Origin of the sequence: Paramagnetospirillum caucaseum, assembly GCF_000342045.1 — a bacterium.
In the GTDB taxonomy this organism is placed as follows: domain Bacteria; phylum Pseudomonadota; class Alphaproteobacteria; order Rhodospirillales; family Magnetospirillaceae; genus Phaeospirillum; species Phaeospirillum caucaseum.
In genome coordinates, this window is sequence record NZ_AONQ01000002.1 from 164,923 (window position 1) to 179,960 (window position 15,038).

The window sequence follows — 15,038 nt, forward strand, 5'->3', positions numbered from 1 at the left end:
TGGGTCCCTCGCTCACATATAGCCGCCGGCGCGCAGACGCTCGAAGGCGTCCTCGGATTCCTTGTCCTGGGCGCGGCCCGAACGTTCGGAAATCTTGGTGGTCTCCAGTTCCTCGATGATCTCGGCCACCGTCGAGGCGGTGGACGCCACCGAACCGGTGCAGGGCGCGCAGCCCAAGCTGCGGTAGCGCCGCCCGTCCCTGGCGAAGTAGAGGTCGACCATGGGGATGTTCTCGCGCTCGATATAGCGCCAGACGTCCAGTTCGGACCACGCCAGCAGCGGATGGATGCGCAGATGGGTGCCCGGCGCGAAATCGGTCTTGAACTGGTCCCAGAACTCGGGCGGCTGGTCCTTGAAATCCCACTCGGCCGACTGGTTGCGCGGGCTGAAGACGCGTTCCTTGGCCCGCGTGCCCTCCTCGTCGCGGCGGATGCCGGCGATGACGCCGGTGAAGCCATGGCTCGCCAGAAGGGCCTTCAGGCCCTCGGTCTTGAGCGCGGTGCAGCACTCGACGCGGCCGTTGTGCGGCCCCATGCCGGCGGCCAGGGCCTCGGTGTTCTCGCCGACGATCAGCGGCAGGTTCCATTCCTTGGCGACCCGGTCGCGGAACTCGATCATCTCGGGGATCTTGTGCTTGGTGTCCACATGCAGCACGGGGAACGGCACATGGCCGAAGAACGCCTTGCGGGCCAGCCACAGCATGACGTTGGAATCCTTGCCGATCGACCACAGCATGGCGATCTTGTCGAGGCGATTGAAGGCCTCGCGCAGGATGTAGATGGATTGGCTCTCCAAGGCGTCGAGATCGTTCATGATCATCTCTTTTTGTCTTTCCGCGTTCAGATCCCGGCGCCGTCGAGGCCCAGGGACAGGGTATGAATGCCGCATTCGCTCTTGCCCTTGCCGGCCCAGCGCCCGGCGCGGGCGGGCTGGCCGGGATCGACCGGACGGGTACACGGCCAACAGCCGATGGAGCGGTAGTTGCTCGCCACCAGGGGATGGCGCGGCAGGTTGCGCTTGACGAAATAGGCCTCGATGGCCGCGGCACTCCAATTGGCCAGAGGGCTGACCTTCACCACGCCACCACCGTTCTCGATGGTGGCGAGGTGCTCGCGCTCGAAGCCATGGGCCCGCTTGCGCCCGTCCACCAGGGCCTCGTAGCCGGCGACGGCGCGGGCCAGGGGGCGCACCTTGCGCAGTTCGCAGCAGCGGTCGGGATCATCCCGCCACAATTCCTCGGCCAGATGCAGTTCCTCTTCATTGGGACGGACCACCACCACGTTGGAAAGGCCCAGGCGGCGCTCCAACTGGTAGCGGTACTCGATGGTCTCGTCGAACAGCTCGTTGGTATCGAGGAAGATCACCGGGGTGGCCGGATCGACCTCCGCGACCAGATCGAGCAGCACCGCCGATTCCGCCCCGAAGGACGAGGTCACCGCGACGCGCCCGGCCAGATCGCCCTTGATCAGGGCGGCAAGAAGCTCCTTGCCGTCCAGATGGCCGTACCGGCGGATCAGATGCTCCACGTCCAGGGACATCAGGCCACCACCGCCAGGATCGAGGAGAGATCGCCGATTTCGGCCACCACCGGCGCCTTGGGCCTGGCGAACAGCACGCCGACGGTGTCGATGAAATAGGCCACCGCCTCGCGGTAGGTGTCGGCCTCGCCGGTCACCAGGGCCGAGGTGCGCTCGGCCAGCACCGATTCGAAGGCGTTGACCGCCTCGATGGTCGCCGCCGGGGAGGCGCGGAACAGGGCGAACACCGCCTCGGCATCCTGGTCGTCCTCGGTCGCCACCCCATGGCCGCCCAGCAGCAGGCGCACGGCGTAGACGGTGGCCTCCTCGCCGGCCTTCAGCGCCTCGGGCCAGCGGCCGCGCGACAGGAAGCGGTCCAGGTTGATCAGGCCGTCATCGGCCAGATCGGCGTAATAGGTGGTGCTGACCTGGGGCGCGGCGCATTCGCCCTTGGCCTTGGGCGGACCGACGAAGACGTCGCTGTCGCCCCAATCGGTGAACAGGTCGTCGCCCTCGCCCGCCGCCAGCGGCTTGAGCACCTCGTTGATGCCGTCCTTGCCCAGGCGCTCGGCCCAGGCCCGCGCGCTCTCACCCTTGGCGCGGGCCGCCTGGATGTCCCGGCGCAGCAGAGCCACCGCCTGGTTGGCGAGGCGGGCGGGAACGATGGGCCCCTCGATCCCCACTTGGCCGGCATAGGCGTCGCCGCCGAAATGCAGCTGGTAATGGGGGGCGGGCTTGCCATCGATCTTCTTGCCCATGCCGTGCAGGCCGATATCGGCCACATGGTGCAGGCCGCAGGAATTCTGACAGCCCGACACGTGCACCGAGACGCCCCTGGCGTCGGCGGCGCCCGACTTCAGGGAAAACTGCGCTTCCTTCTCCACCTGAAGACCGAAGCTCTGGGAATTGGTGATGCCGATGCGGCAGGTGGTGGTGCCGGGGCACGACACCACGTCGGGCGCGTCCTCGGCGCTGGCGGGGATGTCGAAGCCCAGGGCGCGGACCTTGGCGGTCACCTCGGCGACCTTGTCCTGGGCCACGTCCAGCAGGGCCAGCTTCTGGTCGCGGGTGGTGGACAGCCGGCTAACGCCCGCCGAAACGGCGATGTCGTAAAGAGCGTCCAGCTGGTCGGAGTCGATGATGCCCAGCGGCACATAGACCACCAGGGCGACCTTGCCGTCATGGCCGGGGACCACGCCGACCGGGGTGCGGGCCACCGGGGCCTCCACCGGCGTCCGCCAGGACAGCGGCTGCCAGGGACGCTGCTGCAGGCTGCGCAGGCGCTCGAACTCCTCCTGGAAGAGGGCGGTGAACTTCTCGGCCCCGAAGCGCTTCAGCACGAACTTCAGGCGGGCCAGGGCGCGGTCGCGGCGGTTGGAATAGCGCTGATGAAGGCGGGCGGTGGCTTCGATGACGGTGGGCAGGTCCTCCTCGGACACGAAGGACAGGACCTCCACCGCCATGATCGGCTGGCCGCCCAGGCCGCCGCCGGCCAGGACCTTGAAGCCCTTGCGGCCGTCCTTTTCCACGGCGACGAAGCCCAGGTCGTGGATGGGCGAGGCGCCGCAATCGGTGGCGCAGCCCGACACGGTGAACTTCATCTTGCGCGGCATATGCTGGACCAGGGGATGACGCAGCCAGCTCCGCGCCAGCTGTTCGGCCACCTTGCCGGCGTCCACCAGCTCGCGGCCGCAGGCGCCGGCCAGGGCGCACGACGTCATGTTGCGCAACGTGTTGCCGCAGGCCTCGCGGGTGGTGATGCCGCCGGCATTGAGCACGTCCAGCATGTCGGCGCTGCGCTCCAGCGGCACGTAGTACAGCTGGAAGTCCTGGCGGGTGGTGATGTGGGCCGGGCCCTTGGCGAACTCGCGGTTGACGCGGGCCAGGGTCTTCAGCCAGGGGGTCGGCACGATGCCGCCGGGGATCTTGATGCGGACCATCTGGACACCGGCCTGCTTTTGGCCGTAAACGCCATGGCGCAGACGGAAGGCGGTGAAGCGCTCAGCATCCCACTCGCCGCTCTGGTGGCGCTGGAGGCCCCGCCGGTACTCCGCCAGATCCGAAGAGCGAACCAGCGGCTCGATGGCGGTGAGGTCGGCGTGGGTGGCGTCCTTCATGACAGGCCCTCTTGCTGATTTACACGTAAATATGTGTGCGATCTCGATGAACTACGGTGTACCCCACATTTCACGCCAAGGTCAACATTTTTCTGTGTACATTAACTCTATTATGCACTAGCTTTTATGTAGTTTCTTCTTCGGAGCCTTCCATGACCCAGCCGTCCACCCCCGGTTACGCCGGTGAAATCACTCCCGCCGAAGCCTGGGAACGCCTCGCTTCCGACCCCTCCGCCAAGGTCATCGACGTCCGCACCCAGGCGGAATGGTCGTTCGTCGGCGTCCCCGATCTGTCGCCGGTGGGCAAGCAGGTGCTGCTGGTCTCGTGGCAGGTCTTCCCGACCATGGCCCGCAACGACGCCTTCGCCGCCCAGGTCGAAGCTCATGGCGTGAGAAAGGACGACACCCTGCTGCTCCTGTGCCGCTCGGGGGTGCGTTCGCGCGCCGCCGCCGAATTGCTGACCCAGTTGGGCTATACCGCCGCCTGGAACGTCACCGACGGGTTCGAGGGCCCCCATGACGCCGCCAAGCATCGCGGCGCGATGGCGGGCTGGAAAGCCTCGGGCCTGCCCTGGGCCCAAGGTTGACGAGTTGTAATAATTCCGTACAACGCCGCTGTTGCCCGTTGACACCCGGGCCGATTGGATCGATATCGAGTCATGCTGGAGGGGCGCCCCCTCCGCCAACGGTTTTGTTCGCCCGTCTTTGCGGGCCAGAGGTCTTACGGTGTTGTCGTCGCGCCCGCTGCTTTTCTCGCTGACCATGGGTCTGGCCGTCCTCGGCTGGGAGCCGGCCGTGCAGGCCCAATCCGCCGCAGAAACCCAGCGCCGGCTCGATGCCGCCATCGCCGCCGCCCCGCTGGCCGAGCCCACCCCCGAGGGCAAGGCGCTGCGCGACTTCTATCGCGGGCGCCAGGGCCAGGCCGCCTGGACCGGCGCCGCCGCCGAGACCCTGCTGCGCGACACCCGCGCCCTGGCGGCGGCCCAGGGTCTCGACCCCGCCACCTACGCCCTGCCCAATGCCGGCAACGACCTGGACGGCGACGTGCTGGTCAGCGCCGCCCTGCTGCGCTTCGGCCGCGACCTGTCCATCGGCGCGGTGCTGCCCGCCCGCAACGTGGGCGGCTTCGGCGCCGAGACGCGGGGCGATTTCGACGGCGTCCGCTTCCTCAGGGCGCTGGCCGAGGGCAAGCCCCTGGCCGAGCAGACCGAGACGGCCACTCCCCATTATGTCGGCTATGCCCGCCTGCGCGAGGGGCTGGAAAAGGCCCGCGCCATCGCCGCCGCCGGCGGCTGGCCCACCCTTCCGGCCGGCGACAAGCTGGCGCCGGGTGAGACCGACGAGCGCGTGCCGGTGCTGCGCCGCCGCCTGATCGCCTCGGGCGATCTCGCGGCGGACCTGGCCGAGGGCGCCACCTATGACGGCCCGCTGGTCGAGGGGGTGAAGCGCTTCCAGCTCCGCCACGGCCTCGACCCCGACGGCGTGGTGGGCGGCAGGACGCTGGCCCATCTCAACGTCCCCGCCGAGTCCCGCGCCCGGCAGATCGCCGTCAACCTGGAACGCTGGCGCTGGATGCCCCGCTCGTTCGGGCGCCACCACATCGCGGTCAATATCGCCGCCCAGCAGATGGAAGTGGTCGAGGACGGCAACGTCGCCATGACCATGCGGGTGGTGGTGGGCGACATCAAGCATCCGACGCCCAGCATGAACACCACCATGAGTTCGGTGGTGCTCAACCCCGCCTGGCGGGTGCCGACCAGCATCGCCAACAAGGAAATCCTGCCCAAGTTGCGCAAGGACCCCAACTATCTGGCCACCAGCAACCTGCAGATCGTCGACTATCCCGAGGGCAGCCCGGTATCGGCGGGGGACGGCGTCGATTGGAACGCCATCGGCAAGAAGTTCCCCTACCGCCTGCGCCAGCCGCCGGGACCGGACAACGCCCTGGGCCAGTTGAAGTTCAACCTGACCGATTCCGACGACATCTACATGCACGACACCAACAACCGGAAGGTCTTCGGCCGCTCGTACCGGGCGCTGTCCCACGGCTGCGTGCGGCTGGAACGGCCGGTGGAACTGGGCGAACTGCTGCTGGGCGCGCGCTGGCAGGGCAGGCTGGCCGACAACATCGCCGCCAACAAGTCCACCCGCACCCTGATGCTCGAACGGACCGTTCCGGTCTATATGATGTATTGGACCGCCTGGGCCGACGAGAACGGAATTCTCCACTTCCGCGACGACCTCTATGGCCATGACCGGCGGCTGACGACCGCGCTGGATCGTGCCCGCGCCCCGGCCACGCGTCCCCTGTCGGGCCGCACCGCCGGCACCTCCTGACCACCCCGCACCTACCCGGAAACGGGACCAAGGGGTAGTTGACTCCCGCCCGCCCCAAAATGGTAATAAGGTTTCCGCCCGAGGGGGAGAGCCTCGGACACAGGGACGGAGGGGGAATGTTCGATAAGGCGAAGAGCCGGCGTGGCTTCCTGGGGCTCGGTCTGGGCGCCGCGGCCACCCTGGTGGTCAGCAATCCGGTCGAGGCCGCCATCCGCCGCCTGCCGGAGCGCCATATCCACCTCTACAACACCCATACGGGCGAATCGCTGAAAAGCGTGTATTGGGCCGAGGGCCACTACCAGACCAAGTCCATCGCCCAGATCAGCCGCTTCCTGCGCGATCACCGCAACAATCAGGTCCACCCCATCGATCCCAAGCTGCTCGACATGATGAATTCGGTCCAGCGCAAGGTCGGCGCCAAGGGGCCGATCCACATCATCTGCGGCTATCGCTCGCCGGTCACCAACGCCGTCATGGCCTCGCACAGCGGCGGCGTCGCCACCCAGTCCCTGCACACCCTGGGCAAGGCGGTGGACATCCGGCTGCCCGGCCACGCCACCCGCCACGTGGGCAGGGCCGCCCTGTCGCTGAAGGGCGGCGGCGTCGGCGTCTATCCCGAATCCGATTTCGTCCACATCGACACCGGCCGCGTCCGGACCTGGTAGGGAAGCGCCCTACTTCCCCTTGCGGCCCTCGAGCAGCGGCCTGAGGCTTTCCACCGCCTGGATCACCTTGTCCGGCGGCACCTGACGCAGGTCGAAGCCGAACCAGCCCTTGGGCAGGTCGAACACCTGGCGGTCCACCGGCCCGACCCTGACCTCCGACAGCGTCATCTCCACCGGCGAATCGTCGCCATCGGTGCTGTTCAGCACGCCGACCGCCTTGACCACGATGCCTTCGCGGCTGGTCCAGATGTCACCGGTGAAGCCGCCCTTGGGGCCCTCGGCCCGGGTCTTCCAGCGGGTGGCCTTGAGCCCGGCCACGGTCTCGTCGCGCAGACGGGTGCAGGTGGCCTGCCAGGCCTCCAACCCGCCGACCATGCCGGCGGCGGCCCGCAGCGACAGCCCCACATACCACTTGCCGGACAGCCCCAGGAGAGTGGCGGTATCGGCTTTGCGGTCGATCAGCACCCCCTGGCCGCCGCCGGTGGTGGCGACCTCGCGCCGCTCCAGGCCCGGCATGTGCCAGACCCGGCCGTGATAGGTGCCGCGCGGCGAACTGACCGAAAAGGCGGCGGTGTAGGAGACCGGCGCGTCCAGCAGGTCGAGGGCCGGTTCGGCCGCCCAAGCAGGGAAACCACAGGCCAGGGTGAGCAACAAGGCGATGAGATGGCGCACGGAATCCTCGCTGACGATCGGCGGCCAGAGGAAAGCACGGGCATGCTCCCGGCTCAAGGGCCACAACGGCCGGGCGGGAACAATCCGGTTGCACCCTCCCCCATGCACCGTATCATCATCGGCAGGCATGGGGAGGACACGATGTCCCGGGGCAGCGACACCAATACCGGCCGGCGGAGGATGGATCAGGCGGCCAACCTGCTGGTCCGCGCCACCGAGGCGCTGCTGCAGGCTTCCGACGAGTTGGAACTGCTGGAACAGATTTGCCTGATCGGGGCCGAGGCCGACCATCGCCTCGCCTGGATCGGCTATGCCGGACCGCCGCCCGGACGCAAGGTGACGGTCATGGCCCGTGCCGGCCAGGCCGTCGATTACCTGAGCGACATCCCCATCAGCTGGAACGACGACGAGTTCGGCCAGGGGCCGACCGGCATCGCCATCCGCAGCGGCCAGCCCTTCGTGGTCTCCGACACCCGGTCCGAGCCGATCTTCGCCCCCTGGCGGGAAAAGGCCGAGCTTTACGGCATCCGCTCCAGCGTCGCCCTGCCGGTGGGCGAGGGTGAACAGCGCATCGGCGCCCTGATGTTCTACTCCGCCCAGCCCGGCATGTTCGACGCCCAGGTGGTCGGCATGCTGATGGGCGTGGCCCGCAACCTGTCGCACGGCATCGCCACGCTCCGCATGCGGGCCCGCCACCAGCAGATCGCCAAGGAACTGGCCGAAAGCGAACAGCGCTACCGCTCACTGGTGGAACTGGCCCCCGACGCCATCGTCGTCCACGGCCACGGCTCCATCCTGTTCGCCAACCATGCCGCCATCCATGCCTTCGGCGCCAGTTCCTGGGCGCCGCTGACCGGCCGCCCGGTGCTGGACCTCGTCCATCCCGACAGCCGGGGCGACGCCCTGGAACGCCTGGACTCGCCGCCGCCCGGTCACATCCTCAACCACTACCGCCTGCTCCGCCTGGACGGGACGGCGTTCGAGGCCGAGGTCCTGGCCTGCTCCATCTCGTTCCGGGGCCTGCCGGCCCGCCTGCTGGTGGTGCGCGACATCAGCGAGCGCACCAGGGTGCAGGAGACCCTGCTGCAGACCGCCAAGCTGGCCACCCTGGGCGAGATGGCCGCCGGGCTGGTGCACGAACTGTCCCAGCCGCTGAACATCATCCGCCTCGCCGCCGAGGGCGCCCTGATGCTGATCGAGCGGGACAAGGCGAACCAGGAGTTCCAGACCCAGCAATTCGCTCTGATCGCCGAACAGTGCGAGCGCACCGCCGAGATCATCGACGACATCCGCATCTTCTCGCGCCGCGACACCACGCCGATCCAGGTGTTCGACGCCGCCCTGGCGGTACGCTCGGCCATCGAGGTGCTGGACGGCCAGTTCCGCCCCGACGGCATCGCGGTCCACCACGAACTGCCCCCCGTCCCGCTGCCGGTGCGCGGGCGGCGCGTCCAGCTGGAGCAGGTGATGCTGAACCTGCTCAACAACGCCCATCACGCACTGCGCGATTCCAAGGATTCCATGCCCGCCGACTGGTCCGGCGAGATTTTCGTCCGGGCGGCGCGCCGGGACGACCATGTGGAGATCGTCATCACCGACAACGGCCCCGGCCTGCCCGAGAGCATGAAGACCCATCTGTTCGAGCCGTTCTTCACCACCAAGGAGGCCGGGCGCGGCACCGGTCTCGGCCTGTCGGTCAGCCACGGGCTGATCACCGCCATGAAGGGCAGCCTCAGCCTGCGGGACAGCCCGGCGGGCGCCAGTTTCGCCATTTCCCTGCCGCTGGACCTGGACGCCGCCGGCCCGCTCCCCCTGCCCGCCCTGTCGCCCGCCCTGGCCCAGGCCGGATCGGGGGATTCCCACATCCTGGTGGTGGACGACGAAGCCACCGCCGCCCAGACCCTGGCCCGCTACCTGCGGGAACTGGGCTACCGGGTCAGCATCGCCGGTACCGGCATCGAGGCCTGGAAGCTGTTCTCCGAGGACCCGGCCGACGTGGTCATCACCGATTTGCGCATGCCGGCCGGCAATGGCGAGCAGCTGGTGGAGAAGCTGCGCGACTACGACCCGCTGCTGCCCATCGTCATCGTCACCGGCCATCTGGGCGCCACCGAACGGGTCGCCGCCAATCTCGAGGACGACCGTTGCGCCGTCCTGAAGAAACCGGTGGCCCTGGGACAATTGGGGGAACTGGTCACCGTGTTCCTGCAACCGCCGACCTAGGTGTTTTTTCCGGGATCGTCTCGGATGCCATTGTTTGTTCAAAAAAGCTTGTTTATACTTTCGAGTAGGTTGGGGGTCCTTGCGGGCAAGGGCTATTGATCAAGAGCTGTTGATATTGGGAGCGGGGCTCATGCAAATCCTGGTGGCAGACGACCACAAGCTGGTCCGCGATGGGTTGAGACCCTTTCTCCAGGAGCTCGACCCGGGCGTGGAGATTCTGGACGCCGCCACCCTGGGCGAGGCCATCAAGGTCATCGATGAAACCCCGGGAATCGGTCTGGTGCTGCTGGACCTGATGATGCCGGGCATGGACGGGCTTACCGGCCTGCAACAGATCAAGACCCGCATCCCCGAAACCCCGGTGGTGATCGTTTCCGGCTATTCCACCCGCGACCACGTGGTGTCCGCCGTGCAGGCCGGCGCCGCCGGCTTCATTCCCAAGACGGTCAGCGGCACCGCCATGGTCAACGCGCTGCGTCTGGTGCTGTCGGGCGAGAAGTACCTGCCGTCCAGCACCTTCTTCGAGGACCCCACCAACCAGACCATCGCCCCGGTCTCCACCAAGCCGGCCGGCGCGCCGCCGCCCTTCGACCGCCTGTCGCGGCGCGAGGGCGAGATCCTCGCCCAGTTGGTCGAGGGCCGCACCAACAAGGAAATCGCCATCGCCCTGTCGTTGCAGGAGATCACCATCAAGGTCCATCTGCGCAACGTCTACCGCAAGATCGGCGCGGCCAACCGCGCCCAGGCGGTGCGTATCGCCCTGCAATCGGGCTGGGTGATGCCGGAAGTCATCAACTGAACTGACGCGCCTAACCCGGCAATCCGCGCCGCGCCCTGTCGGCGGCGGCGATGGCGGATTCGGCGTTCTCGCCGGGCTGCAGCACATGGTAGCCGGAAAACAGCGCGAAGCTGTGGACGTCGCCCTGCCAGTAGAAGGGCTGCTGGTTGATGCGCTCCATGACGTCGCGCACCTTGTCGCGGGCGTCGGTCAGCTCGGTGCCCGACAGCAGCAGGGCGAAATCGCTTCCCCCCATCAGCCCCACCGGGTCCGAGGTGCGGAGCGAGCCCACCAGATGGGCGGTGACGTGGCGCAGCGCCCCGTCCCCCGCCGCCAACCCCTGGATCTGGCGCAGATGCTCGATCCCCGCCACATGCAGCAGCACCAGGGTGCCCGAGCCGTGGCCGGTGCTGAGCAGCGCCTCCAGTTCGCGGATGAAGCCCCGGCGGTTGAGCGCCGGCACCACCGGGTCGCGCTCGGCCAAGCCTTCCAGATAGGCCTGGCGCCGCCGGTTCTGGGATTCCATCCAGCGCAGGCGGTCGGCCTCGCTCAACAGGCCGGTGACCGCCTTCAGCACCGCCGGGGTGATGGCGGCGTCGGGCAGGCCCAGGATGGACGCCACGTCGGCGACGCTGTGGGGGACGTGGGGCGGTTCGTTCTGGGGATAGGGCGAATGGGGGTGATGGCCGGAAGGATGGGAATCCCGGTCCAGGGCGTATTCATTGACATGCCCGATGTTGTAAACCGGCTCGCTGCGAAACTGGTTGGCCATTCTTCCCCCCGACGGGAAGTCCGCTTTCAAGGCATGGTAGCACAGGGGCGGAAAGTCTGTCCGGATTTTCGGCAATACGTCCTTGCGTCCAGGGCGCGTCTGCATATAATTCCGCCCTTTCTCTTCCCGAGGCAGGGTAGGAACAGAGCATGGGCAAAGCAGCGCCTCCCCAGGTCGGCATCATCATGGGCAGCCAGTCGGACTGGGAAACCATGCGCCACGCCGCCCAGGTGCTCCTCGACCTCGGCATCCCCTTCGAGACCAGGGTGGTTTCCGCCCACCGCACGCCCAAGCGCCTCTACGACTACGCCGCTTCGGCCAAGGGCCGCGGGCTGAAGGTGGTCATCGCCGGGGCCGGCGGCGCCGCCCACCTGCCGGGCATGACCGCCGCCATGACCACGCTGCCGGTATTCGGCGTGCCGGTGGAGAGCAAGGCGCTGAAGGGCCAGGACTCGCTGCTGTCCATCGTCCAGATGCCCGGCGGCATCCCGGTGGGCACCCTGGCCATCGGCAAGGCCGGCGCCACCAATGCCGGATTGCTGGCCGGGGCGGTGATCGCCCTGATGGATCCTAAGGTGGATGCGGCGCTGGAGGCCTGGCGGGCCCGCCAGACCGATTCCGTGGCCGAGGCCCCGGTGGACCCCGATTCTCCCGACCTGATCCGCCCGTGAGCCACGATCCCGCATCGTCCCCGCTGCCGCCCGGCAGCACCATCGGCATCATCGGCGGCGGCCAGTTGGGCCGCATGGCCGCCCTGGCGGCCGCAAGGCTGGGCTATCGCGTCCACATCTTCACCCCCGAGACCGATTCCCCCGCCGCCCAGGTGAGCGACGCCGCCACCATCGCCCGCTACGACGACCAGGACGCCATCGAGCGCTTCGTGTGCTCGGTGGACGTGGTGACCTTCGAATTCGAGAACATTCCGGCGGAAAGCGTGCGCCACATGGCCGAGCACGTGCCGGTGCGCCCGTGCTGGAGCGTGCTGGAAGTGGCGCAGGACCGCATCAACGAGAAGCGCTTCTTCAATTCCATCGGCATCGAGACCGCCCCCTGGCGGGCGGTGGGCAGCCTGGACGAACTCAAGACCGCCATCGGCGAGATCGGCCGGCCCGCCGTGCTGAAGACCGCCCGGCTGGGCTATGACGGCAAGGGCCAGGTCAGGATCGGCCCCGACACCGACCCGGCGGAAGCCTGGGCCGCCCTGGGCAAGGGCCTGGACCAGGCCGGCCAGGGCGTGCTGGAGGGCTTCATCGATTTCCTGGGCGAAATCTCGGTGATCGTGGCGCGAGGCCACGACGGCGAATGGGCCGCCTTCGATCCCGTGTGGAACGTCCACCGCGACCACATCCTCGACACCACCACCGTCCCCGCCCCCATCGCGCCGTCGCTGATCGGCCAGGCCATGGACATCGCCCACCGCGCCGCCGAGGCGCTTGGCGTGGTCGGGCTGCTGGCGGTGGAGATGTTCGTCACCCCCAACGGATTGCTGGCCAACGAGATGGCGCCCCGGCCGCACAATTCCGGCCACTGGACCATGGACGCCTGCGTCACCGACCAGTTCGAGCAGTTCATCCGCGCCGTCTGCGGCCTGCCCCTGGGGACGCCCGAGCGCCACTCCGACGCCGAGATGAAGAACCTGATCGGCGCCGACGCGGAACATTGGCTGGACATCCTGAAGGACCCCTCGGCGCGGCTGCATCTCTACGGCAAGGCCGAGGCCCGCCCCGGACGCAAGATGGGCCACGTCAACCGTATCCGGCCGCGCTCCGGCCAATAGCCATGACGATTTCGTAACCAAACGATTTCGACGTTGACCCTAGACCTGTATTGCCGGATTTTTACTGCCGGTTATCATCCCTTCGATCTATGAGAGTGCCTTGGAAGAGCTGGTCGTCCACGTCCTGACCGAATACGGATACCTGCTCTATCCGCTCATCACCGCCTGGACCTTCGTCGAGGGCGAGACGGTGGTGATCGTCACCGGGGTCCTGGCCTCGGAGGGCCGCTTCAACATCAGCGTCGAGCTGCTGGCCCTGGCGGCGCTGACCGGAAGCTTCTTCGGCGACCAGCTCTACTACTATATCGGCCGCAAGTACGGGGCGCCGCTGCTCAAGCGCTGGCCCAGCCTCTCGGGCCGCATCGACTGGGCCTTCGACACGGTCAACCGCAGCCCGGCCATCTTCATCTTGTCGTTCCGCTGGATCTACGGCGTGCGCAACGTGGCGCCCTTCATCGTCGGCATCGCCGGCGTGCCGCGCGTCAAGTATCTGGTGCTGAACTTCATCGCGGCGACCATCTGGGCCCATTCCTTCGCCTGGGGCGGCTATTTCATGGGCCGCAAGCTCGAGGAATGGCTGGGCGAGAGCAAGTGGTTCGTCCTGGGCGGCTTCATCGTCTTCATGATCGCCTTCGGGGTGTTCGGCGCCATGCGCGGCCGCAGCCAGTCCGCCGCCGCCAAGCCGGTGGAAGAGCCGGCCGACCCCGCTCAGTAACGGGTGGTGGCGTTCAGCGCATTGCGCGCTTCCTGGAATTTGACCCGGCGCATCTGATACTCGGCGACCCGGGCCTTGCGGTAGGCGTCGGCGATGCGGCCGGCCTCGTCGCGGGCCGCCTGGGCGTTCTCCCGCCAAGCCTTGCGCATCTCCTCCACCTGGGCGTTGCCGGGCACCTGGCGCAGCGGCGGAGCCGGCGGCACCGGCTTGACCCGCGCCGAGGCCACCTGGGTGCCGGCTCCGCCGGGCGGGGCGTTCCACACCTTCATCAGCCGCTCGCGATAGGCGGCGGCCAGATGGGGGGTCTGGGAGTGGTAATAGGACGCCGCCGTCGGCCAGTGGCCGGTGGCGCTGAACAGGCCCTTGAGGAAGCGGGCGGCATAGGCCACGTTGGCCGCCGGATCGAAGGCCTCGTCCAGATTGGCGAAGGCGGTGGGATGGTGGCGCAGATTGACCTGCATGCAGCCCACGTCGATATTCTGCACGCCCCGCGCCTTGAGGCGCTTGACCTCGGCGATGGCTTCGGCCTTGCTGGGCAGATATCGCCCCTGCCCCTCGGCCATCACCGTCCACGGCCAGGCAATAACTGCCTTGTGCTGGGAATTGTAGCGCCCGGATTCGACGATGGAGATGGAGTGGAGCAGCGCGGTCGGAATGCCGTAAAGCCGCTCCTGGGTGGCGGTCTCGGCGGCGCACAGCCCCTCGTTCCCCAAGGTGGGCACCGCATGGGCGGAAAGCGCCGTCACGGCCATCGCCGCGCTCAGTCCCGCCATCCATGCCATGCGTCGAAGCGTCATCACACCCTCTCCGGGCCCCGTCGGCCGCCGGTATTCTTGCACAGCCCATGCCAGAAATTCCACGATTCTTGCCGCGAAGTGGTCATACCTGTGTTGCAGCCCTCATTGGGCGAAAATGGCCGTTTTGGCGGTTTTCCGCCATTTCACCGGCCTCTTTTATCTTGCGCCGCAGCAAATCGGCCGTTATATATTGCACTGCAGCAAAGGCCAGTCTCCGGACCCCTTTCTGCTTTCTTGGACGTTTCCTCCCTAAACTCAAGCCGCTGGGGCAACCCAGCGGTTTTTTTTGATTTTTCAAGGGGTTCGCATATATCGACAAATGCTAATCCCCCACCCTTTCCCCCACATTCTCCCCCACGAATCTGCCCCATTTCCTGGGAGAAATCACTAATACCCGAGCAAGTAGCCCATCAACTACGTATGATGCCACCCCGCACTTGCGTTAGATGACATCATCGACCATCAAAAACTCTTCACATTCAAAGCACTTTAGACGATTTGAGAGGGTGATAACAAATGTAATGCCACCACAGTGTGGGCATGGGCGAGCGTAATCATCTGGGTCGCGTTCAATTTCTTTTTGGTGATTAGCGATTTGTGATTCGTGAATGGTGCTCATGATGTCTCCTTGATAAACAGTTTGCCGTGAACTATTTATCAAAGATGCG

15 protein-coding genes are annotated in these 15,038 nt (G+C 67.2%); 8 read left to right on the top strand and 7 right to left on the bottom strand.

Features of this window, described 5'->3' with window-relative positions:
• Window positions 1-12: 12 nt before the first annotated feature.
• The 3 genes from cysD to H261_RS01575 are packed head-to-tail and all read right to left on the bottom strand — an operon-like array spanning window position 13 to window position 3,634.
• A complete protein-coding gene (gene cysD, locus H261_RS01565; RefSeq protein ID WP_008613548.1) occupies window positions 13-813 on the bottom strand; it encodes a sulfate adenylyltransferase subunit CysD in 801 nt (266 codons plus the stop codon).
• A 26-nt stretch (window positions 814-839) separates the two neighbouring features.
• Window positions 840-1,538, bottom strand: a complete 699-nt coding sequence (locus tag H261_RS01570) for a phosphoadenylyl-sulfate reductase (RefSeq protein WP_008613549.1) — start codon at window positions 1,536-1,538, stop codon at window positions 840-842.
• Window positions 1,538-3,634, bottom strand: a complete 2,097-nt coding sequence (locus H261_RS01575; RefSeq protein WP_008613550.1) for a nitrite/sulfite reductase — start codon at window positions 3,632-3,634, stop codon at window positions 1,538-1,540. Before H261_RS01575 ends, H261_RS01570 begins: the two co-directional genes overlap by 1 nt.
• Window positions 3,635-3,786: 152 nt before the next feature.
• Between H261_RS01575 and H261_RS01580 the strand changes: the two genes are divergently transcribed.
• The 3 genes from H261_RS01580 (at window position 3,787) to H261_RS01590 (ending at window position 6,636) form a co-directional block, all read left to right on the top strand.
• Complete coding sequence (locus tag H261_RS01580) at window positions 3,787-4,221, top strand: rhodanese-like domain-containing protein (RefSeq protein ID WP_008613551.1); 435 nt, start codon at window positions 3,787-3,789, stop codon at window positions 4,219-4,221.
• A 139-nt stretch (window positions 4,222-4,360) separates the two neighbouring features.
• On the top strand, window positions 4,361-5,971 hold the full coding sequence (locus H261_RS01585) for a L,D-transpeptidase family protein (protein ID WP_152426637.1): 1,611 nt from the start codon (window positions 4,361-4,363) through the stop codon (window positions 5,969-5,971).
• A 116-nt stretch (window positions 5,972-6,087) separates the two neighbouring features.
• Window positions 6,088-6,636 (top strand): DUF882 domain-containing protein, encoded by a 549-nt coding sequence (locus H261_RS01590; RefSeq protein ID WP_008613553.1) that lies wholly within the window; start codon window positions 6,088-6,090, stop codon window positions 6,634-6,636.
• 9 nt (window positions 6,637-6,645) lie between these two features.
• Here H261_RS01590 and H261_RS01595 read toward each other — a convergent pair whose 3' ends face one another.
• Window positions 6,646-7,308: a hypothetical protein gene (locus H261_RS01595; RefSeq protein ID WP_008613555.1), complete on the bottom strand. Its 663-nt coding sequence runs from the start codon at window positions 7,306-7,308 to the stop codon at window positions 6,646-6,648.
• Window positions 7,309-7,449: 141 nt separating this feature from the next.
• On the opposite strand from H261_RS01595, the gene H261_RS01600 reads away from it, so the two are divergent.
• Both H261_RS01600 and H261_RS01605 read left to right on the top strand, forming a co-directional pair.
• Window positions 7,450-9,531 carry a hybrid sensor histidine kinase/response regulator gene (locus H261_RS01600; protein WP_235062841.1) on the top strand — a complete coding sequence of 694 codons (2,082 nt, stop codon included), beginning with the start codon at window positions 7,450-7,452 and terminating at the stop codon, window positions 9,529-9,531.
• Window positions 9,532-9,661: 130 nt separating this feature from the next.
• Window positions 9,662-10,330 carry a response regulator transcription factor gene (locus tag H261_RS01605; RefSeq protein WP_008613569.1) on the top strand — a complete coding sequence of 223 codons (669 nt, stop codon included), beginning with the start codon at window positions 9,662-9,664 and terminating at the stop codon, window positions 10,328-10,330.
• 10 nt (window positions 10,331-10,340) lie between these two features.
• On the opposite strand, the gene H261_RS01610 is transcribed toward H261_RS01605, so the two are convergent.
• Entirely contained in the window at window positions 10,341-11,081 is a 741-nt protein-coding gene (locus tag H261_RS01610) for a GGDEF domain-containing protein (protein WP_008613571.1), read from the bottom strand.
• A gap of 149 nt (window positions 11,082-11,230) precedes the next feature.
• Between H261_RS01610 and purE the strand changes: the two genes are divergently transcribed.
• The 3 genes from purE (at window position 11,231) to H261_RS01625 (ending at window position 13,573) form a co-directional block, all read left to right on the top strand.
• A complete protein-coding gene (purE, locus tag H261_RS01615) occupies window positions 11,231-11,752 on the top strand; it encodes a 5-(carboxyamino)imidazole ribonucleotide mutase (RefSeq protein ID WP_008613574.1) in 522 nt (173 codons plus the stop codon).
• Entirely contained in the window at window positions 11,749-12,858 is a 1,110-nt protein-coding gene (locus tag H261_RS01620; RefSeq protein WP_008613575.1) for a 5-(carboxyamino)imidazole ribonucleotide synthase, read from the top strand. The genes purE and H261_RS01620 overlap by 4 nt, the downstream gene beginning before the upstream one ends.
• 100 nt (window positions 12,859-12,958) lie before the next feature.
• Window positions 12,959-13,573 carry a DedA family protein gene (locus H261_RS01625; RefSeq protein WP_008613576.1) on the top strand — a complete coding sequence of 205 codons (615 nt, stop codon included), beginning with the start codon at window positions 12,959-12,961 and terminating at the stop codon, window positions 13,571-13,573.
• On the opposite strand, the gene H261_RS01630 is transcribed toward H261_RS01625, so the two are convergent.
• Both H261_RS01630 and H261_RS25300 read right to left on the bottom strand, forming a co-directional pair.
• On the bottom strand, window positions 13,567-14,370 hold the full coding sequence (locus H261_RS01630) for a transglycosylase SLT domain-containing protein (protein ID WP_040475577.1): 804 nt from the start codon (window positions 14,368-14,370) through the stop codon (window positions 13,567-13,569). The genes H261_RS01625 and H261_RS01630 overlap by 7 nt on opposite strands.
• A 442-nt stretch (window positions 14,371-14,812) precedes the next feature.
• Window positions 14,813-15,038: hypothetical protein (locus tag H261_RS25300; protein ID WP_235062842.1), on the bottom strand; the 226-nt coding region annotated here is incomplete at its 5' end.

What these genes read in the sequence shown, in the direction of transcription:
- cysD (WP_008613548.1), bottom strand. Translation starts at nt 813, where the DNA reads ATGAACGATCTCGACGCCTTGGAGAGCCAATCCATCTACATCCTGCGC.
- H261_RS01570 (WP_008613549.1), bottom strand. Translation starts at nt 1,538, where the DNA reads ATGTCCCTGGACGTGGAGCATCTGATCCGCCGGTACGGCCATCTGGAC.
- H261_RS01575 (WP_008613550.1), bottom strand. Translation starts at nt 3,634, where the DNA reads ATGAAGGACGCCACCCACGCCGACCTCACCGCCATCGAGCCGCTGGTT.
- H261_RS01580 (WP_008613551.1), top strand. Translation starts at nt 3,787, where the DNA reads ATGACCCAGCCGTCCACCCCCGGTTACGCCGGTGAAATCACTCCCGCC.
- H261_RS01590 (WP_008613553.1), top strand. Translation starts at nt 6,088, where the DNA reads ATGTTCGATAAGGCGAAGAGCCGGCGTGGCTTCCTGGGGCTCGGTCTG.
- H261_RS01600 (WP_235062841.1), top strand. Translation starts at nt 7,450, where the DNA reads ATGTCCCGGGGCAGCGACACCAATACCGGCCGGCGGAGGATGGATCAG.
- H261_RS01605 (WP_008613569.1), top strand. Translation starts at nt 9,662, where the DNA reads ATGCAAATCCTGGTGGCAGACGACCACAAGCTGGTCCGCGATGGGTTG.
- H261_RS01610 (WP_008613571.1), bottom strand. Translation starts at nt 11,081, where the DNA reads ATGGCCAACCAGTTTCGCAGCGAGCCGGTTTACAACATCGGGCATGTC.
- purE (WP_008613574.1), top strand. Translation starts at nt 11,231, where the DNA reads ATGGGCAAAGCAGCGCCTCCCCAGGTCGGCATCATCATGGGCAGCCAG.
- H261_RS01630 (WP_040475577.1), bottom strand. Translation starts at nt 14,370, where the DNA reads ATGACGCTTCGACGCATGGCATGGATGGCGGGACTGAGCGCGGCGATG.